This window comes from Alteromonas sp. S015, assembly GCF_036864485.1.
In the GTDB taxonomy this organism is placed as follows: Bacteria; Pseudomonadota; Gammaproteobacteria; order Enterobacterales; family Alteromonadaceae; genus Alteromonas.
This window is the reverse complement of the sequence record NZ_JAZETO010000005.1, coordinates 211,585-235,788: the sequence shown is the minus strand read 5'-3', so window position 1 is coordinate 235,788 and position 24,204 is coordinate 211,585. Positions and strand designations below refer to the sequence as shown.

Genomic DNA, 24,204 nt, shown 5'->3' with positions numbered 1-24,204 from the left:
TGTTGGCTTTTTTAACCCGTTTGACCGTAAGCAAGCGTGGAATGCGGTGAAGGTGTTCAACTGGTACTTTTAGTCTTAACGTTATGATGTAAAGCGCGCCCACAAGGCGCTCTTTTTTTGTGCATAAAACTGTAACATGCACCACCGAGAGTCACTGAAATATTTCAAAGCTGAAACATTTACCCATTGTGACAAATCAACTTTCCCTGTACCAAAGTTCAGCAGAGTTAATCAATAAGTAAGTTTATTTTAAACGTCTAAGTTTCTGATTTTTAACGTTTGTGACGTTTATATTATTATTTTTATTAAGTGCTTGCTGTATATACGTATGTATAAGAATTTATACCTTCCTTATACAAAAAAGCGGAAAGCAAAATGATTCATGAGGGTAACACACAGCAGTATAAGCTGAGGAGATCAGCTAAAGTAGTTAACGCCTTGTTGGCGGGCGCATTGTCGTTAGGCGTTGTTTCTATTAATGCCTCTGCAGATACAGTATGGCAAGAGGACTTCGAAGCAAATGAACTGCAAGGCAAGGGCGCAACTGGCTCAGACCCAGCGGGAGCAATTGTTGACCTTGAAGGTGTTGATCGTTGGTCAGTAGACGTGTCAGCGAGTGAGCTAAGTGCCACTTCAGACTGGTTCCGTGTTGAAAGCGGCGCAATGCAAGCACGTGATACTGACGGTGAAGTAGTCTGGTTGAGCGAGTCTATCGATATATCTGGTGCCGGTGATATCACCATAAATGCCGTGCTTTCTCAAAGTGGAAATTTTGAGTCGACAGACTACATCGATGTATTTTACTCATTAGATGGTGGCGCATTCGAGCTTATTACGCTTTCAGAAGGGGCAACGAATACGGTACAGGAAGACTTTGGTTCTGCAACACTGACCGAAACGATAGGTAGCGGAAGCACTTTAGAACTGAAAGTAGCCATGGCTAACAACTCGGGTACCGAATATCTCAATTTAGACAGTATTTCAGTAAGTGGAAATGGAACTACCGATGGTGGGGATACTGGCGGTGACCCTGACAACGGCGGTGAACCTTCAAATGAACTTCTTTTCTTAAGTGGTACTTGTTTTAACTGCCCTGATTTGGAAGCAGTTAACCTAGCCAGCGACTTTGTTGCATCTGACTATTACGCAGCTCTCGACACAGCTATTGCAAACGGTGAAAGTGCGCAAACGTTAAAAGACACGGCGCATAACATCATTGAAAATGGTCATCGTACGCTTTCTTACTCTGAAGTGTGGACAGCACTCACTTACACTGATGAAGATCCTGCTAACACCGATCACGTTATCTTGTTCTACAAAGGCATATCACAAGGCAAGTTTACCAACGGTAGCGGTAGTCAAAGCACCAACCCAGACAATTGGAATCGCGAACATGTTTGGGCTAAGAGCCATGGTTTTCCTAGCTCAAGCCTAACGGCATACAGCGATATTCTGCACCTGCGTCCTACCGATATTTCGGTAAATAGCTCACGCGGCAACTTGGATTTTGATTTTAGTGATAGCGCGCTTTCTGAAGCTCCATTAAACCGAGTTGATGGCGACTCTTTTGAGCCTCGCGATGCGGTAAAAGGCGATGTAGCACGCTCAATGCTATACATGGACGTTCGGTACGACGGCAATACAGCTGGTGATACCGAAGACGATTTAGTGTTAGTAAATCGCCTTACCTCTACGAGCGAAGCCGCGTTTGGTAAGCTCTGCGTATTGCTTCAATGGCATGAAAGTGATCCAGTGGATGATTTCGAACGTCGTCGTAACGAGCGCGTTTATGAATTCCAAGGTAATCGAAATCCGTTTATTGATAAACCTGAACTTGCTTCACTTATCTTCAACGATAGCTGTGACGGTACCGGTGGCGATACTGGCGGTGATACGGGGGGTGATACCGGCGGTGATACGGGTGGAGACACAGGCGGCGACGCAACACCTTCTACCAGTAGTATTTATATTTCAGAATACATCGAAGGTGGCGGTTTCAATAAAGGTATAGAGCTTTTCAACAGCTCGACACAACCGATAAGTCTAGCGGGTTATGAGTTAGTTTTACTCTCCAATGGTGAGACCGCAGATGCTGATCGTAAAGTGTTAGCACTGGAAGGCACTATCCCAGCAGGTGGCGTAGCAACATTCGCTCACGGAAGTGCAGACCCATTGTTAACTGCCCGCTCAACGATTAGCAGCTTTGTGATTAATTTCAATGGCGATGACTACATTGAACTCGTCGCTAACGGGCAGGTTGTCGATGCGCTAGGTACTTACGGCGTTAAAACTAACTGGGGTAAAGACGTTACCTTAGTACGCAAGCGTTCAGTAACGGTAGGTAACCCTAATCGCAACCCAGCGTTCACTCTTGAAGAATGGGATAGCCTACCAAAAGATACGCTTAACAATTTTGGTGCGCACAATGGCGCTGTTAGCGACCCTACGGATCCAACAGACCCGACCGACCCAACTGATCCTACAGACCCTGTTGGTGAAGTAGTCTTAATTAGCGCTATTCAAGGGGAAGGTGATACCTCGCCACTTACAGGCAACGACGTTGTTGTTGAGGCGGTGGTGACTAAGGTTGTGCCGGAAATGAACGGATTCTTTATTCAAGAAGAAGCCACAGACTCTGATGGTAATGCTGCGACGTCTGAAGGTGTATTTGCCTACTCGACAACTTTTACTGAATACCCATCTGTTGGTGATGCTGTGCGTGTTAACGGCGCAGTAGCTGAATACAATGGCATCACAGAAATTGTATTAAGCGGCAATGCTGAAACGCTAGGTGCAGGTGCTGACATACTCGTGACAAGTATTGAAATGCCATTTGACGAGAGCGTTAACCTCGAGTCACTTGAAGGTATGCAGGTTCAATTCCAGCAAACTTTGAACGTGACAGACGTTTATAATCTTGGTCGATATGGGCAATTCAACGTGTCATCAGGCCGCCTGATGATTCCTACAAACCAATATGCGGCGGGTTCAAGTGAAGCTATTGCCTTGGCTGAAGCGAATGCACGCAACACATTGTTGGTTGATGATGGCTCAAGCGCACAAAATGCTGACAATATTCCTTTCCCAGTTGGCGGTTTATCTCATGCGAATCCTCTGCGTTTAGGCGACAGTGTAGAAGGCCTGGAAGGTGTAATGCACTACGCATTTGGTGCTTACCACTTAATTCCAGTTGGCGCTCTTCAAACTGCGCGCACAAACCCAAGAACAGATGCGCCTCAGTTAGACGAACAGGGCGATGTCAAAGTGGCTAGCTTTAACGTGCTTAACTACTTTAATGGTCCAAACTTCCCTACCTCTCGTGGCGCAGACTCAGAAGGTGAGTTCTCTCGCCAGAAAGCGAAGACAGTGTCAGCTATTGTGGCGATGGACGCAGACGTGCTTGGCTTAGTAGAAATCGAAAACGATGGGTACGGGAGTGATTCAGCCATTGCTTCACTTGTAGCTAGCGTGAATGCTGAACTTGGTAGTGACGTTTACAGCTACGTTGCACTTGAATCATTGCCAGGCGGGGATGAAATTGCGGTAGGTATTATTTATAAGCCTGCAACGGTTACACCACAAGGCGCAGCGGTTACTTCCTCTGAAGCACCTTTTGACTACGGTAACCGCCAGCCGCTGTTACAAACCTTTAGCGTAAATAGTAACGGTGAAGGGTTTACGTTCGCGGTGAATCACTTCAAATCAAAAGGAAGCTGTGGCAGTGCAACAGGTAATAATGCTGATTTGGGTGATGGACAAGGCTGCTGGAATGAGCTACGTACCCAAGCTGCGTTAGGGCTAACAGCGCTTGTGCAAAGCAGTGCAGGTTTGTCTGACCGAGTTATCGTAATGGGTGACCTAAATGCGTATGCGAAAGAAGATCCGATTCTTGCTTTGGAAAATGCCGGTTACACCAATTTGGTAAACGCGTTCGATGGCGCTAGTGCTTACTCGTACACCTTCGGCGGCGAAGTGGGTTACTTAGACCACGCGTTATCAAGCCCGTCGCTAACAGAGTATGTCGTAGATGCAACAGTTTGGCATATCAATGCCGATGAGCCTCGTGTCTTCGACTACAACGTTGAATACAAAACAGAAACACAGCTATCTAGCTATTATGGCGCTGATCCTTACCGTTCATCAGATCACGACCCAATAATTGTTGTGCTGGATTTCCCTGAATCGAGTGAGCCTGAGCCAGTAATTGGTGATTTTGATGGCGATAGTGACGTGGATAACACCGATGTTGTGGCCTTCTACACCTTGCTTCTTCAACGTCAAGCCACGGTTGAAGAGCACGATTTTAACAACGATGGCAGATTAAATATCTACGATTTATACGCGTTAATGTCTATGTGTACACGCAACGCATGTGCAGTTCAGTAGTTGGAAAGAAAATGAAAAAGATTATTTTAATGGTATTGGCATTTGCTACTTTTAGTGCAAATGCCGCAGTAATTGAAATCTCTACCGATAAATCGATTTATCAAGTAGGAGACACTATCACGGCGACGGTAAGCTTTTCTAATGAAGATGCTTTTTTAGGTAGCGTACCGTTTCCTCAACCATTTGATGTATATAACACGACAATTGGTTTTAACGATTCGCTCTTGAGTTTTATTGGCGCTTCTACGTTAAATCCTTTTGGCTTAGTTAGCAGCTTGGGGACCCCAGTGTTAGAGATGTTTCTTCCTCCTTTCACCACGGATGGGGTATTAGAGATAGGCTCTCTAGCGTTCTTGGAACAAATCGATTTGCTCTATCAACTGCAAACACCGGTGATTGGGTTATACACCCTACAATTTATCGCGCAGTCTGTTGGTGACATGACAATCGATGGGGTGTCAGGTTCGTACCTTTTTCAAGGCTCTCAAGGGGGCCAGCTGACGCCTATACAAGTGAGTAGCGCAAGTTTCAGCATCGCAGAAGTTCCTGCACCAGGTACCTTCGCGCTATCGCTTCTGGCTTTAGGTGGTATGTTTTTCGCTCGCAAACGTGTGAAGTCATAAACATTAATGGCTAAAAGTTTAAGCCCAGCCAAGTGCTGGGCTTTTTATTTCTTTTGCTATTTACATACGGCTTTAAATGAACCACACTGAATAAAAATACAATAAGTGTGCACTATGTTAGATACTATTCCCTTTCCTCAACGTCAGCGGCTGGCGTATATCGATTTTTGCTTGTTATTCAAAGGGGCAATCCATCGCCAAGACTTAATAAATCGTTTTGAAGTGGGGCTATCGGCTGGTTCTCGTGACTTTACGCTATACAAAGAGCTCGCCCCTGATAACTTAGTGTACGACCCAAGGGAAAAACGTTACTTTCAAACAGAAAATTTTGTTCCAGTTTTTGAACATGATGCAAAACGAACCCTGGTAAAGCTTGCCAATGATATATCTGATGGCTTTGATGCTATTGGAGACATACATTTCCCTGTTGAAAGTGCATCTTCACTTAATGTGCCTGATATTTTTGTCGTAGCGAAAGTGGTACAAGCCATCGTAAACAAAAAGGCGATGAGCGTAATCTATACGTCGCTTTCAAGCGGCAGTGGTGCGAGAGAGTTAGTGCCTCATAGTATTGTTGATAATGGTCAACGCTGGCATGTTCGCGCGTTCGACAGAAAATCACAAAGTTTCAGAGATTTTGTACTGACGAGAATTAGCAAGGTAACGGTTAAAGCTGAACCTGAAGCGCACGAATGCATAGATTGCGATGAGGAGTGGGGACGACTTATCTCACTTGAAATTGTGCCACATCCTAAGAATATTAAATATGCTACCGCAATAGAGCTTGATTACGCCATGGAAGAAGGCGTGCTTATATTGGAAGTACGGGCTGCCATGGCGGGATATCTGCTTAGACGCTGGAATGTTGATTGTACAAAACATGCAAGCTTACGAACTGGCGAATATCAGCTTTGGCTAAGAAACCAGCATAGCCTTGTTAATACGGATAACCTAGCCATTGCGCCGGGGTACATTGCAGAGCAAGAACCCTATACCGTATAAAATGTGAGCGTGGCTTGCCGACCGCCCATTGTTGAGTGTTTATATTAACAGCTATCCGATATATTTTTTAATACAAACCAGCAGCGTGTCTTTATCTAACGGCTTGGCTAAAAAGTCAGTCATGCCAGCAGCCAAGCACTCTTCTTTATCTTCCGCAAAGGCATTTGCAGTAAGTGCAACGATCGGTATGTCGGTTTCTAATGTCGTACGCAATATCATTGATGCTTCAATACCGCCCATTACAGGCATATTGCAGTCCATCAAAATAAGGTCGAAATGATGACGTTTCGCCACGTCCACGGCGTCTTTTCCGTTTTTAACGTGCAGGAACTTATAGCCTTCTGACTGTAAAATGGTCTTCACAATTTCTGCATTAATTTCATTATCCTCAGCAAGGAGTATGCGTTTCTTGTTGTTGCCACTTTGCATATCAGTGCGAGAAACAGGCTTGGTCTCTATAAGCTTACCTAGATCGTGCTCAAGTTCTTTGCGGTTAATCGGCTTGGCATGCGTTCGCCAGATAAGTTCAGACACATCATTTTCAACTTCTAGCCTCTCCAGTTCGGCAGAGATCAGAATGATTTTAGGAAATTGTTCCGGGTTCATCGCCTTTAACTTTTCTATCAAATCGACACCGCTCATTTCAGGCATAGATAAATCAAGGATAATAACATCGAAGGCCAGTGGGTCGTCTGATAGGTAAGCTTTTGCACTTTCATAAGTGTTGGGTACTATCGACATAGACGTAACAACGTGCTCAAAGTACTCGCGGCTGGTTTGCAAATCATCAACAATTGCACATCGCAAATTAGCAGTGGGCTCAACACTAATGTCGGGCAGGTGAGATTCTTCTGCTGCCATGGTGAAACTGAAGGTGCTTCCTTGTCCTATACATGAGGTTACGTTGATGTCCCCATCCATAAGCTTTGCTAGCTGTTTAGCAATACTTAAACCTAGCCCTGTGCCACCGTATTCACGGGTGGTGGATTGATCAGCTTGCTCAAACTTCTTAAAGATATTATCAAGCTTAGATGACTCGATACCAATGCCGGTATCAATAACATCGAAGCTTAAATAATTGCCGTTTGGGCGTTTGGTATAGGTGACCTTTAACGTGACAGAACCTTGTTCAGTAAACTTGATCGCATTGTTTAGCAAGTTGTGTAGTATTTGCGAAATACGTGTGTTATCTCCTTTGATGACGTGAGGCAGGTGTGGGTCTTTAATATAATGAAAATCAAGGCCTTTCCGTTGGCAGTGCACCCGCTGTAACGACACTACATCATCCAAGACTTGTAACAGGTCGACCGGAGCCTGTTCAATTTTGATTTTACCTGCCTCAATTTTTGATATATCGAGAATGTCGTTGATTAAGACAAGGAGCTGCCTACCGGCAGTTTTGGCTTTTTTTAGATAGATGTCGCTTTTGTCAGAGTTATCTAGGGCCAACTCGATCATGCCGAACAGGCCGTTCATTGGTGTGCGAAGTTCGTGACTCATGCTTGAAAGGAATTCTGATTTTGCTTTACTTGCTCTGCGGGCCTCATATGCCAAACTTTCTGCTTGCTCTTTCAAGCTCGTTAGTTTGGCAAATGATCGTTTAACGGTGCGCTCCATAGGCGAAAAGATGAATGCTGCCTCGATACATAATAGAGCGAGTGTGGCTAGCCATAAGTAAACTTCAATCGAAAGAAGCACATCCACTCTAGCAGTGGCGTCTTGCTCGAACTGGGCGACAACATAATCAAGCTGTTGCAATAGCGATGTCAGCGCTTGAATATCTAAAAGCGTAGTGGGTTGACACTGTTCATAATCTAAAACTTGGTCGGCGCTTTTTATGTATCGGTTTACTTTGTTGTCGAGCTGGCCTTCGTTAAAGTAAGTATTAGAGATAGAGGAGGGAAGGTTGTCAAGCGACACAAGCTGTTGATGATTTTGTTTAAAACGTGCTAACGATTGCGCCAAATACTTTTGCTCGTCACTGTTGTCGCAAACGTTTGGTGTGGATGTAAGCAATGCAATACGCTGTGAAAGCATGCGCTGCTGACCCGCGATATTGATAATTTGAGCATCGTTCTTCTGATCACTGATTAACTCATACAGAACAACAAAAGAAAGAGTAACGAGTGTAGCGGTTAGCAATAAGGCAACGATATAACGAACACGTATAGACATAAGGGGAGCAGTGGCACAGTGATAACTAAAAGATAATAGATACCAAGTGGTTACGCAATGTGCCGAGCAAATTACTTACGCTAATGTTGCTCTATTTAGTGTCGCTCGGGACGTTATTAGGCATCCAGCCACGCAATACCGCCTCTTTAGTATAAAAAGCCGCGTTTTTATCATTCAGAAAATGAGAGTTTATTGCTGGTGAAGAGGTGACTTTAGGCGCACCTTCCCCATGAGATTGGTACTCGGAAAATCTCGCTTCTGTGTGGGGGTTAAACGGTCTTTTTGTACCTGAACGGGTAGTTCCACCCATGGTAGTCCAGCGCTTTTGGATGATATGACCTGCCATATACGTGTTTATAAACGTGGTTTTGCCTACTGCGTAAAGATTTGCATACCGACCATCTGAAAAGGTGGTCGTTGGATGCCAAGGCCTTCCCAGTGCGACGCTCTCATCTGGCACGCCATCCTCTCTTTCTAGCCTGCAATTGCTGAACGTTAGCCCATATGGCCGCTGCAAATGCGTACTAGGCGCGGTAATGTAGCCAGTAAGTCCTTCAATATCGCCGTTGGAATAACGGGCTCTGGAAAGAATGGTGACGCGGTCGAAAAACGCTGTACCTTCTCCGAAAATAAAATCTATATGTCCTGCTATTGTTCCGCCTTCAATTAGAGCGCGGTCACCTTTTAGATAAAGTGTGTCTTGATAACCCCAAAGTGCGACGTTTTTAAGATAAGTGCGATCTGAATTCGCGTCGGTTTTAAGCGCAACCGCCTGTGTCCCTGATAGGCGGGTAGGGTCATCTTGTGCTTTTACTTCATTGCCAGGATAATCGAAATCATTGGTGATAGTGATATCTTCGAGAGTGATATTATTACCCAAAATCTCTACAGTGGCAGTGCGACGAGTTCCCCATTTTTCTTTAGCGTTCTCTGCGATTTTTTGACCTGCATATCGATTGAAAACGATAGTCGTTGTTTCTTGCGATTGTCCTACCAAATGGACATTATCAGCGTTAATGACGACGCGCTCTCGATAAATGCCTTCGTTAATAAAGACGGTCCATACTTTGGCTTTATGTGACTCGTGTGACTCGATATAAGCAACAGCTTGGGTTATAGAATTAAAATGAGGCAAAGCGGTATTGACCGATGTATTCGCCAAATCACGGTCATGTAACTTGCCTACCACTATATCGGTGGTTGCAGGCATTGCTACGCTCAATCCGCTGAACATTCCGGCCGCTAGCAATCCAAGGGCTACATTAATCGGGTAACGAACTTTGGTCATCTTCATTATATTTATTTACAACCCGTTATTGTTAAAAGGCTGGCCATTTATAAACACATCGTTTATAGAAAGTTGCGCCACGTTTTCAATGATCGCATCGTTAAGCGCAAGTTTTATCGTTATATTATTTAACGTCAACCCAGAAATAGGCGTATGGTCATACCCGCGAAGCACAAAGGCTCGGTTAGCGGAAGCCACGCTCAAGTTCTCTATAGTGATATTTTCCAGTAGAGGAGGGAAGTTGCCAGCGTCACCTTCTTCATAAAAGAAATTCACCACTACCGCATCTTTCACTGTACCAATATCAATATTGCGGTAATTGAGGTTTTTAAGATGACCACCCCGAATACTGTTGGTTTTAATTCTAATGCCGCGGTCTAAATCAGGGCTACTCATGCTGCAATACTGAGCATAGAGATTCTCTACACCACCGGATATCTCACTGCCGATGACAACACCCCCATGGCCAGCCTTCATCTCGCAATGTTCTATGACGATATTACTGCAGGGAACATTGACCCTTCTGCCGTCTGCATTACGTCCAGATTTAATGGCGATGCAATCGTCTCCTGTATCAAACGTGCAGTCAGAGATAAGCACGTTCGTGCAGCTTTCAGGGTCGCACCCGTCCGAATTGGGGCCGAAACTTTTGCAATACACGTCGTTAACGGTGACGTTCTTGCAAAGCACAGGGTTAACTAGCCAAAATGGAGAGCGCAGGATGGTAACACCCTCAATAAGTACATTTTCACAGCGGTAAGGTTGTATAAACGGAGGTCGCAGGTAGTTGTTTTCAAAAACGCGATCACTGACAGGCGTGCCCCTTTCTACCATTTGTTGCAGCGTATCTCTGGTGTATTTTTGGTTCTCAACCGGATCGTCACCCCATGTTGAAGCCTTCCACTTACCTTTCCACGGCCACCAGTTGTCTTTTGCTGCACTACCGTCAAGCGTACCTTTACCGGTAATTGCGATATTGGTTTGCTCAAACGCATAAATAAGAGGGGAGTATCCCATCAACTCCATACCTTCCCAGCGAGTAAAAACGTAAGGTTTGTAGTCATCAGGATTAGTAGAAAATCGAATTGTTGCGCCTGCCTCAACATGCAAGTTTATATTCGACTGTAGGTGAATTGGGCCGTTGCATAGCCAGTCGCCTTTTGGCACAACCACTTTGCCACCACCCCGGCTTGCGATTTGGTCGATAGCTGCGTGTAATGCTTGCTTAAAATCACTGCCATTTTCTTTTAAAAAGTCAGTAATGTTAACTTCGCGCTTTGCAAAGGTGGGGCGCTTTATCATCCCTTTTATAAGGTTTGCTTCGGCGTCCCACTGGCGTTGCGTCCTTCCTGTTTCGGTCACATTTGCACAACCAGATAGGAACGTAGGAACACCTACAGCCATCCCAGAAGCTGCTACAGTGGTGGCGAGACCGGTCTTTAAAAAATGTCGTCTAGTGCTCATTGAGTTAGGTTGGGCCATCATAGACTCCTTGCATTACGATTTAGTGCTTTCTACTTATTTAGGTAGTGTGCAGCCAGAATAAATGGGCCTACACCTTTCGCGTCGTTTGCTCTGATTGGTTCGCTCATGTAGTAGTCGAATGAACCATCTCTATATGGATTTCCACCAAGGCCAGCAACAGCGCAAACCTGTTCAAGGCTGATTACGTTAGTTTCCGGGTTAACCGAGATCATTTGATCAAGAAGTCCAGCAAACCCTTTTTCTGCGTGAGCTTTGTATTCCTCAGGAAGAAATTTAAGGCTTGCACCTTTAGCCATAGCGTAGGTCAGCATTGCTGTACCTGATGCTTCTAGGTAGTTTCCTTCACGGCTGCCCAAGTCAGTAACCTGATACCAGGTGCCTGAATTATGTTGATAGGTAAGCGTGGCATCAATAAACGCTTTAAAGCGCGCCTGTAGCCACGGTGTTTTTGGGTGTTCCGCAGGAACAATTTCAAGCACATCCACCATTGCCATAGCATACCACCCTAGCGAACGTGACCAGTGATGTTGAGAAAGGCCTGTTTCTTTGTCAGCCCACTTTTGCTTTTTAGATGCGTCCCAACCATGCAAGGGTAGGCCGGTTTTTTCGTCGTAAAGGTGCTCTTCAATGAGTTCAAATTGCAAAAATACATCGTCTAGCTCTTTCATATCGCCGTATCTAACGATGTATTCAGCGTAGAAGGGAGCTCCCATGTATAGGCCGTCAAGCCACATTTGATCTGGATAGCGTTTTTTATGCCAAAAGCCTCCATGCTCTGTGCGCGGGTGGCCAGTTAGCTGGGTTCTCAAAAGGTGCGCTGCCTTTTTGTACTTAGGGTTGCCAGTTTCTTCATACAGAAAAAACAGTACTTTGCCGGGGTTAACCATATCAATATTAAATTTATTGATATCATAAGTCTTAATGCTACCGTCGTCTTGAACTAACATGTCATAGTAGTCATTCACGTAGGACAGAAGTCGAGGGTCTTTGGTATCTCGATAGACTTCTGTAATGGCAAGAAGATTGAGACCGTGAACGTAATCCCATTGTGGCTTTTCATCCCAATCGATTTGCCAAGCTTGTGGGAAACGCACCATTTCAGACTCAATCATTCTGATAGACCATGGTTGCGTGTTGTCGAGAGGTACTTTTACCCAATCATTTGCATTAGCAGCGAAAGCAACAAACGCTGTGCCAGCCACAACGGACACCGCACGTAGAATACCTTTTAGCATAACAAACCCTTATTCTTATAACATTGTTAAAACACTATGTGCTACCGGTAGCATAATGGTTTTTATTTAGTTGCATGTCAACGAAATTATTCACATTTATTAACTTTTATTTTACTCACTGTGAAGCCTTTGTTATTAACTAAGATGTTGTATTAAATGGTTAAAATTTTTTACTTTTCTTTTTTTGTTAGTTCATGTGACGTGTTTTTCGCCCATTAATGCTTTCAAATTTTTTACTTATTGTTAAATTTTTAAATAAAATTGTTGCCACCGGTAGCATTAGTGTTTAGGATGTAAATCAAATGTAAAGCTGGCGTGTTGTTTTCAAAGTTTTACATTAATGCCGAAGAGAAGATTTGCATCAACTAATAAACAGAGCTGTACCCTGCAACGCTTCTCATTCAAGGCTCTGGTGGTTACGAGACCACTATAGAGAATAAATTAGAATTGACGCGTTTTCGCTTCCTTAACAGCCTAGTCGTGATACCGGATACGTGTAAAGCATAAAGAGTGCTAATTACCCGAATGTTATACGGTGGCACGAAGGGAAGCGAAATGGTTAACTATGACAAATGTTGAATCTATGTAAATTTTAACGGTTTACACACGTTTGAAGAGCACTTTCGCCCTTTGTCAGCATGCGCGTCTTTTATAAATATAAAAACCGGAGAAACAACAATGTTACCAAAGAAAAAGCAACTCGCTGTTCTTGTTACACTAGCGTTGTCAGGCGCGCATATTCATGCCCAAGAGGCCGCAGACGAACAAACCAGTGAAACCGAAGCGCAAAATATGGAAGTTATTGAGGTATCGGGCTTTCGTGGATCACTCAATAAATCACTGATGGAAAAACGAACGTCAGTGAACAGCAAAGAATCCATTGTTGCGCAAGACATTGGTAAATTCCCGGACTTAAATATTGCAGAGTCAATTCAACGTGTTCCTGGCGTGGCTATTTCTCGTGAAGGGGGAGAAGGGCGTCAAATTACATTGCGTGGGTTAAGCCCTTCATTTACCCGCACAACACTTAATGGCATGGAAGTGCCAGCAAGTACAGACGGTACAGATTCAGGCGGCGGTGTTAACGGTGGACGTGGTTTCGACTTTAACATTTTCGCTTCGGAATTGTTTAACCGCGTAGATATTCAAAAGTCTCCAACTGCTTCAATGGAAGAAGGGGGAATTGCAGGTACCGTTGACCTGTACTCCGCTAAGCCGTTTGATTATGACGGCTTTAAATTCGTATCCTCTCTTCAAGGTGGTTATAACAGCATTACTGAAGAGACCGATCCTCGCGCAGCCTTTATGATTAGTAATCGCTTTGCTGACGACAAAGTCGGCGTGCTCTTCTCAGCCGCATTTTCAGAACGTACGGTAAGACAAGAAGGCTTTGGCACTGTGCGCTGGACAACACCGGCTCTCGACGGAGGCGGTATTTTTACTGACACGTCTGATACTGTCGTGAACGGTACTCCAGATGTCGGCGATTGCCAATATCAAGGCGAATCAGTGGATCCTATTAACTGTTTGTGGACACCGCGTCTTCCACGACCTGATTACTTTGGCAACGACCAGGAGCGTACTGGCTTCACAGGCTCTATTCAGTGGGCTGCCACCGATAATTTCACTCTTACGCTAGACGGCCTGGTATCTAAGCTTGATAACACCCGTACCATGTATAACTTCTTCCATATGTTCAGAAGTACGTTCGAAGATATCACGCCGACCTCTATTACCGTTCACCCTAATGGTAAACAAGTATTAGCGGGTACTTACGACGGCATCAAGTCGCGCATTGAAAGTCGTTTACAAGAATCAACCACAGACTTTAGTCAATTTGTGATTTCTGGTGAATGGTTTATTGGCGAAAACTTTAAGCTCGATATGATGGCAGGCACAGCAGAGTCTGATGCTCGTTCAGAGCAATATCGTTACAATATGACATTATTGGAAGAAACCAGCTACGGCTTTGACTTTAGCAACAACAGCAATGCCCCTGAATTGACCTACGGTTACGATGTTAACGACGCAAGCAACTATAACCTAAGCGATGGTCGCTTGCGTGCGACAGACGTATTGCGTGAAAATGACACGGTTAAATTTGATGCGACATACTTAGGTGATGAAGTTACCATCAAAGCGGGTTTTGCTTACAACGACCGTGTTGTAACCTACAGTGAAGAACAAATTAATGGCTTCCCAGACCAAGATTCGGCGGTAGGCTTTGCCGAAATGATGCCAGTAGATGATTTCGGTAGTGGCTTTGATGGTCCTCTTGACCCCTTCCTTGTTGCTGACTTTGACGCAATTAATAGTCAATTGCTAGACGTTGTTTGGACGCCGCGTTCTGCTCAAAGCTGGAAAGTAGGCGAAGAAACCACTGCGGCTTATATCGAGATGGATACAAGCTATGAAATTGAAGATATGTTGCTTCGTGCCAATTATGGTGTGCGTTACGTGAAAACAACCACAACTTCTGAAGGCTTCATCCAAGGAGAAACCGTACAAATAGAAAACGACTACAATAACTTTTTGCCAGCGGTTAATTTAGCGCTTGAAGCCACCGATGACATTGTTGTTCGTCTTGGCTTAACGCAGTCAATGACGCGCCCAAGCCTGAATTCATTAAATCCTGGCAACCCTAGCTTCGATTATATTAACGGCTCGGTAAGTGTAGGTAACCCGTTCCTTGATCCGTTTACGTCGAACAATGTTGATTTTGGTGTTGAATGGTACTTTGACGACGAAGCGTTACTTGCAGCAACAGTGTTCTATAAAGATATTGACAACTGGATTGTTCGCGCATCGGAGGAACGTTTAGTCGATAGTGCTTATTATGATTTTATCGATAATGATGCACAGTTTGACCCTGTGATTGCGCTAGATCCCCGCACTATTCCATATGAGCATAGCAGTCCAATTAATGCTGAGGAAAGAAGTATAAGCGGTTATGAGTTGATTTATCAGCAGCCGTTAAGCTTCCTGCCTGGACCGTTTGAAAACATGGGTATTGTATCTAACTACACCCACGTTAACGCAGATGATATCGAAGGGATGAGTGAAACGTCGTATAACTTTACGGTGTATTACGAAACAGACCAGTACGGCGCCCGTGTATCAGTCAACAAACGTGACGATTACCTAACAGACTTTACTGGCAGCAATGGCAACGTCTCCCACGGAACGACAGGCCCAACGCAGGTGGATTTTTCGTCATTTTATAACGTGAACGACGAGCTAACGCTGACCTTTGAGGTAATTAATCTTACCGACGAATATGAGCGTTTGTTCACCACGGGTGATGGCTCGTTGAACTTGATGCGTGAGTACAACCACACGGGCCGTCAGTTCTTCCTAGGAGCACGTTATAACATGTAAAAATAACAGGTTGACCAGCTGTATTGGTCAATCTGAGAATAATTACAACGTATTGTGTTCCGTGAACACGGGTGTGTTTGGCCATCGTAATGATGGCCTTTTTTATGTGCAAAATGTGTATGCCGGGAGGGTTTTGGTACTCGTCTACCTGACTTTTTTGAGCAATTTGCATCGCAGCAATAGAAATATTGAGAAGGAGAAAAGGTGTGAGAAATTCAGGTAAGCCCACTACGGGGAAAATATTCAACGCGCTACGCTACAGTCTTGCAAGTGTTTTTGCTGTAACGAGTACTTTTACAGTGGCAGACCAGCAAGATACTCGTGGACTTCACATTAGTTACGGTGCCCAATCGAGCGGTTATGCACTTACCAGTATGGGTTCCCATATTATTTCAAGCCAAAGCGCTGCTAATAAGGGCAGTGAAGAGGCTGTGAAAGCTTCGCCCTACAAAAAGCCGGTTACCTTACATCTGGTTGGCGACTCCACCATGTCAGACAAGCCAATGTTGTCATACCCAGAAAGAGGATGGGGACAATTGCTTCCTGAATTCATGCTGCCAAATCTTAATATTAAAAACCACGCGGCTAACGGCAGAAGCACAAAGCGATTTGTGGACGAAGGGCGTTGGCAAGTGCTGTTATCTGACCTTTCTGAAGATGACTTTGTGGTCATACAGTTTGGCCACAACGATCAAAAACAGTCGGACCCCGCGCGCTATGCCGACCCTCAAAATGCCTATCCTGCTTACTTGAAACAGTTTGTGCAAGATGTTCAAGCAAAAGGAGCATCAGTTATTATTGCAAGTAGTATTTGCAGGCGTCATTTCACCGAGGAAGGTGTGTTAAAACGGACGTTGCTGGCGTATGCCGATGCTGCGAAGAAAGTGGCAGCACAAAATAATGTGCCATTTATCCCTATGAACGCTTTAACCTGTGATTTTCTTACTCAGGTAGGCGAGCCTAAAAGCAACCATTACTTCATTAAAGTGCCCGCCGACCTATATGCGCGCTACCCCGAAGGCAAAACGGACGACACTCACTTGAACGTAGTAGGCGCGGCTAAAATGGCGCAAATATTCGTGCGAGAGTTAAAAGCGACAGCGCACCCACTGGCAAAATACGTATATCGAGACACGTTGTAAGCTTGCATAAAAATGGAGTGGCGCGTTAGTACGGGCGTGCCGCGTTTTTTAGTGGGGTATCGTTTTTATTTTATTTGGCGTACTTGTTTATGGTTGCAGTGGCAGGAAATAGAAGAAAAAAGAAGAAGGAATGTCACATACCGACTATAGCGACGGTATGTGCTTAGTGAAGGCATTACTTGATATAATGGCACCGGGGTAGGTTATCACTGTGGCCGCAACTTTTGCGCCATAGCTTGCGCTTTCTACAGGCTTTCTACCAGCCAGTCGAGCGGCCATATAACCACCGTTAAATGCATCGCCAGCAGCCGTTGTATCAACCACCTGTTCAACACGCTCTACCGGCACTATACATTGCTCTTTTTGGCGGAGTATATGAACGCCAACTGCCCCGTTTTTCATTACGATTTCTTCAATCTGTTTGTCGGCTAGATAGCTAAATATTTCATCAGCATTAATATGTCCAAACAGCATTAAATGGTCGTCAGCGCCTGGGAACGCCAAATCTGCTTCGGCATATGCCTTACCCGTCCAGTATTTGGCATCTTCTTGAGATGACCAAAGGCGTGCTCGATAGTTAGGATCAAAGGCAATCTTACTGCCTTTGGCCTTGAGGGACGAAATCAGTTCGAAAAGTGTAGCGCGCTGTTCGTCATTTAAAATGGCAATAGAGATACCGCTCAAATAAAACCAGTCACACGCAAACTCAGCGCCCTTCATAATGTTGAGCGTCTGTGTCGCCGCAGACTGGTTACGCCAATACGCAAAGGTTCTTTCACCTTCGTTGTCGTTGCGGATCATATACAAACCAAGATTACGCGACGACGAGCGAAACACTAAATCAGTGTTAATTTCGTGTTCACCCATTTTAAACAGCAGCTCATCGCTTAAAAAGTCAGCACCTATCGCTGTTAAGTAGCTAATGGAGGATGAAGGCAAACAGCGCTTTAAATAAACCGCAGTGTTGTACGTATCGCCAGCAAAGCTTTTCGCCATCAGGTTATTATCTGTGTTTTCATCACACGTACTAACCGATGACTCACGCTGAGTGCTTCGAAGCTCTACCATGCACTCGCCAAAAATAACCATTCTTTGTTTAGTATCAACTATGCTCATGCCGCAGCCTCATCAAATAGCGTTAGGCTTTGTTGGCATGCCAAAGTAATAGCTTGCCAATTTTGTGCTTCAATGGCTGTCTTCGGCATCATCCATGTACCGCCTACTGCTCGAACATTGCCAAGCGCGAGATATTCATTCACGTTTTCGCCATTAATGCCGCCGGTAGGGCAGAAACAAACATCGCTAAATACACTTGAAATAGCGTTAAGAAACGGTGTTCCGCCGCTAAGACTCGCAGGAAAGAACTTCATTTCGCGAATGCCTTTTTGGTGAGCCAAAAGAATATCGGCAGGCGAAGCGACACCTGGCAAAAAGGGTGCATTAGAAGCAATCAGTGTATCGAGCAATGTCTCTGAGCTTGTGGGCGTTATCAAAAATTGCGCGCCTGCATCCAACGCTTCGAATACATGGTTGCGATTTAACAATGTACCCATGCCCACAACGAGTTCGGGAAACTGTTTTCTAATGGCTGACAGGGCTTCAAATGCTGCGTCGCTGCGTTTCACTACTTCTATGTTGCACAGGCCGCTATTTGCAATTGCTTCTGCTAGGTGAAGCCCCTCGTCAACAGATTTAGGCTGAATAATAGGGAGTAATGGGGCGCCTTTAAGCATGGAAAAGGTACTTTTCATCACGCGGTTCCTTTTAGTGAATCTAGCGAACTTTCTGTTAACTTTGTCGTAGCAGAGCCTTGCTGAATTTCGTTGCTATTTTCGTGCGATAAAATATCAAGTAGCTGATTAACTTTCTCGAGCACCTTTTCCTTAAACGTATTATTTACCGACAGTTCGGCGAACATGGTATCGAGAGATAGCAATTTTTTAGCAAGTTCAATCGCCTGAAAGTCTACCGATTTCGCTGTGGCCCTTAACGTACTATCTAGCGGGTCGGTAATGGTTTCGTTTAAGCGCGCCTTGTTGTTCACAAATAGACACCACGCAGCAACAGCACTGCAGAGCAAATCGATGTTTCGTTTTGCTTTTAGGTTATCGCGTACAGTGTCGAGAATTCGAAATGGGATTTTCTGTGACCCATCCCAAGCAATTTGCGACAACAGGTGGCGAATATGCTTATTCTCATAGCGCTTAACAATGTCTTGTGCGTAAGCGTTCAGGTTGAAGTCTTGTGTACCGCTATCGGTATTGTCGTGCTCACTGGATAGAGACGGAACAATTTCTTCTTTCAACATGGTTTGAATCAGTTGCTTTATGGCTGGGGTACGCATTGCGTCGTATACGGTTTCCTTGCCAAGCAATAACCCTATGTAAGCCAATGTTGAATGTGTGCCGTTTAGAATGCGAAGCTTAGCTTTTTCAAAGAAGCTCACATCATGAGTAAAAGTAACGCCAACTTTATCCCATGCGGGTCGTGGGCCAGAAAAATTATCTTCAACCACCCACTGAGTAAATGCCTCACGCTGAATAGGCCAGTTATCAGTTAAACCCAGCTCAGCGGCAACGTTGGCTTTAAAGCTGTCTTCAGTAGCTGGCGTAATACTGTCAACCATAGTGCAGGGGAAGGCGATATTCTCCGTTATCCACTGGCCTAATGATTCATCCGTTTTATTGGCGAACTCGGTCACCGCTTTTTGCAGCTTTTTACCGTTGTCTGACACGTTGTCGCAGCTAATAATAGTAATATCGGCATAGCCTGCCTGCTTACGTTGTGCGAGCGCTTGTACAATAAGGCCAACGGCACTTACCGGTGTTTCTGGTGTGACTAAATCAGCTTTAATATCCGGATGATCAGTATCTAGATGACCTTGTGCATTAAGGCAATAGCCCTTTTCTGTCACGGTAAGCGTAACAATTTTAGTTTGCTTATTTACCAGCGCAGCAACAATGTCATCTCGGTCATGTGCTAATGTAGAAAGGATTTTAATTGCGCCAATAATATGGGTTTCAGGCTCGTTATCAACAATACACAACGCATAGAGATTGTCTTGTGTACTCAACGCTTCTTTAAGTGATGCACTGCGCATTGACACACCGTGAATTCGCCAGTCACCACCGTAAGCCAACGCCTTTTCGGTGTAATACGCTTGGTGCGCACGATGAAAGGCGCCCGGGCCAATATGCACAATGCCACAACCGGTTGTTTCTAAGTCGTAATTTGGTTTACTTACGCTGTCACTTAAAAGAGGTAGCGTTGAAATTGATAACGGCTTTGTCATGATTACCCCAGTTTGTACGCTTGTTTAGCAAAGTCATAAGTTAGTTTTCTGGCAATGCTGGCCGCTTCTGTTTCACTAATGCGGTGTTCCACAACTAGCTGTGCAAGGAAACGACAGTCAATGCGTCTGGCAACATCATGACGCGCAGGGATAGACAAGAACGCGCGCGTATCGTCGTTGAAACCAACAGTATTGAAGAAACCGGCGGTTTCTGTCACTTGGTGTCTAAAGCGCAACATGCCTTCTGGGCTATCGTGGAACCACCAAGAAGGGCCTAGCTTCAGGCAAGGGTAGTGGCCTGCAAGTGGCGCTAGTTCGCGGCTGTACGTAGTTTCATCTAATGTGAACAAAATAATGTCGAGATTAGGCTCGTTACCGTATTTACCCAGTAGCGGGCGAAGCGCTTTAACAAAATCTGTTTGCATTGGAATGTCGTGGCCTTTATCGCGGCCAAACTGAGCAAAGAGCTGACTATTGTGGTTTCTAAACGAACCAGGGTGAATTTGCATCACCATGCCGTCCTCTACGCTCATTCCCGCTAATTCGGTAAGCATTTGGGCTCTAAATAGCTCTTGCTCTTCAGCGTTACTGTTTCCACTTCTTACTTTATCGAATAAAGCAATACACTCAGCTTCACTTAAATCAGCTGTGTTTGCCGTTGGGTGTCCGTGATCTGTCGCTGTCGCGCCGTGCTCTCTGAAGACGGCGCGTCGTGCACGAATTGCGTTCAGGTAGCCCTGCCAGCTTGCAGTATCTTCACCGGTTAATTCACCAAGTTTCTCAATGTTTGAAACAATATCTTCGCGCGATGCATCGACGACATCATCAGGTCTAAAGGTGGTAATAACTCGCTTTGCCCACGGTGTATCTTTAATCGCCGCGTGATGGGGTAGGGTATCAAGAGCACCTTCGGTGGTAGCAATCACTTCAATATTGAAGCGGTCCATAAGCGCACGGGGTTTAAAGTCATTCCCTTGAAGCTGCGCAGTGATGTGGTCGTAATAATGCGTGGCGTTGTCGCTACACAACATTTCTCGTAAGCCAAACACATCGTGAAATACGGTGTCTAACCATAAACGGGAAGGTGTGGCAGCAAACAGGTGATAATTATCTGCCAAAAGTTTCCAGATTTTACGCGGATCTTTTTCCGTCTCGCCGCCATCCCAACGTGGTACACCAATATCGGTTAATTTGATACCTTGGCTATAAAGCATTCTGAAAACATAGTGATCAGGGGTGATAAATAGCTCGGTTGCATTGGTGAAATTGTTGTTCTGTGCAAACCAACGTGGGTCAGTATGGCCATGCGGACTTATGATAGGGAGATCTCGAATTTCCTTGTACAGCGCCTTTGCAACACTTCGGGTTGCTTCATCGGCAGGAAAAAGTCTATCTTCGTGTAATAATATCGATTCCATAACGCTCTCTTTTAGAGGGTGACGCCACGTTTCCAAATAGCGATCTCATGGCTGCCATTTTTCTCGTTGCAGGTTTGTTGACCAGATGCTACTGCCAAGCAATGTTGAAGTAGCGCTTCGGCACACTTATCGATAGATACGCCTTCTAGAACTTGCCCAGCGTTAAAATCTATCCAATGTGGCTTCTTATTAGCGATATCTGAATTTGACGATATCTTGACTGTGGGTACAGGAAAACCAAGGGGCGTACCTCGGCCTGTGGTGAATAAAACGATATGTGCCCCCGATGCTGCCAACGCTGTTGAACTAACAGCATCGTTACCGGGCGCTTGTAATAAACTTAAGCCTTTATCTTGCTTGGGCTCACCATATTGCAAGATAGACTGAATAATAGACGTTCCACCTTTTTGAACCGCGCCAAGTGATTTTTCCTCTAGCGTGGTTAAACCGCCTGCCTTATTACCTGGAGACGGGTTTTCGTAAATAGGTTGGTTGTGGGCGATAAAGTAGTTCTTAAACTCATCAATCAGCGAGTTAAACGCCTTAAATACTTCTTTATTTTTAGCGCGATTCATTAATAGCTGCTCAGCGCCAAACATTTCAGGCGTTTCGGTTAAAATGACCGAACCACCTAGATTACACATCAAATCGGTAACGCGTCCTACCGTCGGATTGGCAGTAATACCGCTAAAAGCGTCGCTACCCCCGCATTTCATACCTAATGTTAATTCGCTAGCGTCTATAGGCTCGCGTTTGTCCGTTGCCATAACTTTTAGCAAGTCATAAACCGCATTAACGCCTTCTTCTAATTCGTCTACCACTTCTTGTGCGTTGTAGAAGCGAACGCGATTTTCCGGTTTGTCAACGTGAGGCAGTAAACTCTTAAGCTGATTGTTTTCACATCCCAAGCCTACAATTAACACCGCACCAGCGTTAGGGTGGGAAGCCAGTGATGCCAAAATTGTGCGTGTGTCATCTAAATCATCACCAAGCTGAGAGCAGCCAAAAGGGTGGGTGAAGGCGCGGAAACCGTCGCACTCGCTAGCGAAACGCCGGCTACATTCGTTGGCAATACGGTCTGCTGTTCGATTCACGCAGCCTACGGTATTGATTATCCACACTTCATTTCGAATACCTACTTTTCCATTCTCTCTTCTGTAGCCCATAAACTGTAGCCCAGAGCTAGCATGTGTTTGCCTCGATGGGATATTCGACGGCGAGTAAACGTATTGTTCAGTGCCTTGTAACTTGGTCTTTGCATTATGGCTGTGAACGTGTTCACCAGCATTAATTTGGCTTGTTGCTACGCCAATGCTGAAGCCATACTTTATGATATCACTACCATTATTTATGGCGACTAAAGCAACTTTGTGGCCAGCAGGAATGTCTTGGCTAACAGTGATGTTATATGCACCGATGTAAGTGCCAGCCGAGAGAGGGCAGGTTGCAACCGCAACGTTATCGTTACTATGCACTTTTACTAGTTGTGTTTTAACGTCCATTACAAGTCCTGCTTTATCTTTACGGCTTAATTAACCGCCAAGCTTTGTTAAATAAGCACTGAGCATTTAAAAAGAGCGATAGTTTAGAAAACATTTCTCTTTACGCTCTGTTTACAAATTGTTTATTTTTAACATTCTTTTTTATTGTCATGCCACCGGTGGCATAATAGGTCGAAAATGAAGTCTTAGCAACACTTCATTGTAAAAAATCACACTTTTTTGATGGAATCGCGAATAATTAAGTGAGGCTTAACCAAATAGGTTTCGGATTCACTGACTTCACTACCCTCGATATGGGCAATGATTTTACGGGCTGCGATAGCTGCCATGTCCCCAACGGGACGTTGGACGGTTGTTAGGGCAGGGATAACGCGAGCGGCAAGTAAGTTGTCATCGAACCCTGCAACGGAAAGTTCGTCTGGCACGATTATTCCCATTTCATGGGCCACTTTTAACACGCCTGCCGCCATTTCGTCGTTGTTCGCGAAAATAGCTTTGACCCGCGGAGACTGAATGAGTAATTGGCGTGCGCACTCTATGCCGCTTTCGAAGCTGTTTTTACCCTCAATGACTCTGTTTTTAGGTACATCGACACCTAAACCATTAAGCGTTTCAACAAAGCCCTCCAAACGCTCTTTTGATGAATAGTACTGTTGAGGACCGCTTATAATACCAATGTCTTTATGACCTAGTGACACCATATAGCGGGCCAAATCACTTAACGCAGCTCTGTCATCACTGACTACAATGTTTTGATGATCATCCAAATCGACTGACGCCATTCGTACATAGTTAATGCCTTTTTGTTGAAGCGCGTCCGCGAGTAACTTAGATTCAGATACCGGTGGTAATATAATAACGCCATCTATGTTTGATCGACGTACAAAGTTAATGCAGTCTTCTACGAACCCTTCTGCGTTGTAATGGCACGGATGAACGACTAATTCGTAGCCCTTTTGAGAACATATACTTAACACGCCTCGTTGAACTTGGTCGATGTACAGTGCATCTGGGTTGTCGTAAATCAAGCCAATCAAATAGGAACGGCTGGTACTTAATCCTCGCGCTTGTTTGTCTGGGGCGAAGCCAGTTTCCCGAATAACGGCCTCAATGCGCTCACGTGTTGCTTTACCCACATTGGTTGCGCCGTTAATGACACGTGACACAGTACGTTTTGATACTCCAGCTAATGCTGCAACATCATTGATAGTTGGGCGCTTGTTCATAATTCTCTATTTTTCCGCGCTGTTATGTCGTTGTTACTGATTTTAACACACA

15 protein-coding genes are annotated in these 24,204 nt (G+C 44.8%); 5 read left to right on the top strand and 10 right to left on the bottom strand.

The genetic code is table 11. The features are described from left to right. The first annotated feature begins 375 nt into the window (after positions 1 to 375). From V7R42_RS11490 to V7R42_RS11480, 3 genes are all read left to right on the top strand, one after another. Positions 376 to 4,386: an ExeM/NucH family extracellular endonuclease gene (locus V7R42_RS11490; protein WP_334020357.1), complete on the top strand. Its 4,011-nt coding sequence runs from the start codon at positions 376 to 378 to the stop codon at positions 4,384 to 4,386. An 11-nt stretch (positions 4,387 to 4,397) separates the two neighbouring features. Then, entirely contained in the window at positions 4,398 to 5,009 is a 612-nt protein-coding gene (locus V7R42_RS11485) for a PEP-CTERM sorting domain-containing protein (protein ID WP_334020356.1), read from the top strand. Between the two features lie 114 nt (positions 5,010 to 5,123). Beyond that, positions 5,124 to 6,011: a WYL domain-containing protein gene (locus V7R42_RS11480; RefSeq protein ID WP_334020355.1), complete on the top strand. Its 888-nt coding sequence runs from the start codon at positions 5,124 to 5,126 to the stop codon at positions 6,009 to 6,011. Positions 6,012 to 6,062: 51 nt separating this feature from the next. On the opposite strand, the gene V7R42_RS11475 is transcribed toward V7R42_RS11480, so the two are convergent. From V7R42_RS11475 to V7R42_RS11460, 4 genes are all read right to left on the bottom strand, one after another. Continuing rightward, a complete protein-coding gene (locus V7R42_RS11475) occupies positions 6,063 to 8,186 on the bottom strand; it encodes a response regulator (protein ID WP_334020354.1) in 2,124 nt (707 codons plus the stop codon). A gap of 91 nt (positions 8,187 to 8,277) precedes the next feature. Next, complete coding sequence (locus V7R42_RS11470) at positions 8,278 to 9,480, bottom strand: pectinesterase family protein (protein ID WP_334020353.1); 1,203 nt, start codon at positions 9,478 to 9,480, stop codon at positions 8,278 to 8,280. Between the two features lie 9 nt (positions 9,481 to 9,489). Next, positions 9,490 to 10,956, bottom strand: coding sequence for a glycoside hydrolase family 28 protein (locus tag V7R42_RS11465; protein WP_334020351.1), 1,467 nt, complete (start codon positions 10,954 to 10,956; stop codon positions 9,490 to 9,492). A gap of 32 nt (positions 10,957 to 10,988) precedes the next feature. Beyond that, positions 10,989 to 12,194, bottom strand: a complete 1,206-nt coding sequence (locus V7R42_RS11460; RefSeq protein WP_334020350.1) for a glycoside hydrolase family 88/105 protein — start codon at positions 12,192 to 12,194, stop codon at positions 10,989 to 10,991. A 678-nt stretch (positions 12,195 to 12,872) separates the two neighbouring features. On the opposite strand from V7R42_RS11460, the gene V7R42_RS11455 reads away from it, so the two are divergent. Both V7R42_RS11455 and V7R42_RS11450 read left to right on the top strand, forming a co-directional pair. Next, complete coding sequence (locus tag V7R42_RS11455) at positions 12,873 to 15,572, top strand: TonB-dependent receptor (protein ID WP_334020348.1); 2,700 nt, start codon at positions 12,873 to 12,875, stop codon at positions 15,570 to 15,572. Positions 15,573 to 15,778: 206 nt separating this feature from the next. Continuing rightward, positions 15,779 to 16,714, top strand: coding sequence for a rhamnogalacturonan acetylesterase (locus V7R42_RS11450; protein ID WP_334020347.1), 936 nt, complete (start codon positions 15,779 to 15,781; stop codon positions 16,712 to 16,714). A 144-nt stretch (positions 16,715 to 16,858) separates the two neighbouring features. Here the strand turns inward: V7R42_RS11450 and V7R42_RS11445 are convergent, their stop codons facing one another. The 6 genes from V7R42_RS11445 to V7R42_RS11420 form a co-directional block, all read right to left on the bottom strand. Further along, entirely contained in the window at positions 16,859 to 17,830 is a 972-nt protein-coding gene (locus tag V7R42_RS11445; protein WP_334020346.1) for a sugar kinase, read from the bottom strand. Next, entirely contained in the window at positions 17,827 to 18,465 is a 639-nt protein-coding gene (gene eda, locus V7R42_RS11440) for a bifunctional 4-hydroxy-2-oxoglutarate aldolase/2-dehydro-3-deoxy-phosphogluconate aldolase (RefSeq protein WP_334020345.1), read from the bottom strand. The genes V7R42_RS11445 and eda overlap by 4 nt, the downstream gene beginning before the upstream one ends. After that, a complete protein-coding gene (locus V7R42_RS11435; protein ID WP_334020344.1) occupies positions 18,465 to 20,006 on the bottom strand; it encodes a mannitol dehydrogenase family protein in 1,542 nt (513 codons plus the stop codon). The genes eda and V7R42_RS11435 overlap by 1 nt, the downstream gene beginning before the upstream one ends. A 2-nt stretch (positions 20,007 to 20,008) precedes the next feature. After that, positions 20,009 to 21,424, bottom strand: coding sequence for a glucuronate isomerase (gene uxaC / locus V7R42_RS11430; protein WP_334020343.1), 1,416 nt, complete (start codon positions 21,422 to 21,424; stop codon positions 20,009 to 20,011). An 11-nt stretch (positions 21,425 to 21,435) separates the two neighbouring features. Beyond that, positions 21,436 to 22,926, bottom strand: coding sequence for a UxaA family hydrolase (locus V7R42_RS11425; protein WP_334020342.1), 1,491 nt, complete (start codon positions 22,924 to 22,926; stop codon positions 21,436 to 21,438). Positions 22,927 to 23,135: 209 nt separating this feature from the next. Beyond that, entirely contained in the window at positions 23,136 to 24,152 is a 1,017-nt protein-coding gene (locus V7R42_RS11420) for a LacI family DNA-binding transcriptional regulator (protein ID WP_334020341.1), read from the bottom strand. Positions 24,153 to 24,204: the final 52 nt, after the last annotated feature.

Coding starts and splice junctions, on each gene's coding strand:
- V7R42_RS11475 (WP_334020354.1), bottom strand. CDS start 8,186: ATGTCTATACGTGTTCGTTATATCGTTGCCTTATTGCTAACCGCTACA.
- V7R42_RS11465 (WP_334020351.1), bottom strand. CDS start 10,956: ATGGCCCAACCTAACTCAATGAGCACTAGACGACATTTTTTAAAGACC.
- V7R42_RS11490 (WP_334020357.1), top strand. CDS start 376: ATGATTCATGAGGGTAACACACAGCAGTATAAGCTGAGGAGATCAGCT.
- V7R42_RS11445 (WP_334020346.1), bottom strand. CDS start 17,830: ATGAGCATAGTTGATACTAAACAAAGAATGGTTATTTTTGGCGAGTGC.
- eda (WP_334020345.1), bottom strand. CDS start 18,465: ATGAAAAGTACCTTTTCCATGCTTAAAGGCGCCCCATTACTCCCTATT.
- V7R42_RS11460 (WP_334020350.1), bottom strand. CDS start 12,194: ATGCTAAAAGGTATTCTACGTGCGGTGTCCGTTGTGGCTGGCACAGCG.
- V7R42_RS11455 (WP_334020348.1), top strand. CDS start 12,873: ATGTTACCAAAGAAAAAGCAACTCGCTGTTCTTGTTACACTAGCGTTG.
- uxaC (WP_334020343.1), bottom strand. CDS start 21,424: ATGGAATCGATATTATTACACGAAGATAGACTTTTTCCTGCCGATGAA.
- V7R42_RS11470 (WP_334020353.1), bottom strand. CDS start 9,480: ATGAAGATGACCAAAGTTCGTTACCCGATTAATGTAGCCCTTGGATTG.
- V7R42_RS11425 (WP_334020342.1), bottom strand. CDS start 22,926: ATGGACGTTAAAACACAACTAGTAAAAGTGCATAGTAACGATAACGTT.
- V7R42_RS11485 (WP_334020356.1), top strand. CDS start 4,398: ATGAAAAAGATTATTTTAATGGTATTGGCATTTGCTACTTTTAGTGCA.
- V7R42_RS11435 (WP_334020344.1), bottom strand. CDS start 20,006: ATGACAAAGCCGTTATCAATTTCAACGCTACCTCTTTTAAGTGACAGC.
- V7R42_RS11480 (WP_334020355.1), top strand. CDS start 5,124: ATGTTAGATACTATTCCCTTTCCTCAACGTCAGCGGCTGGCGTATATC.
- V7R42_RS11420 (WP_334020341.1), bottom strand. CDS start 24,152: ATGAACAAGCGCCCAACTATCAATGATGTTGCAGCATTAGCTGGAGTA.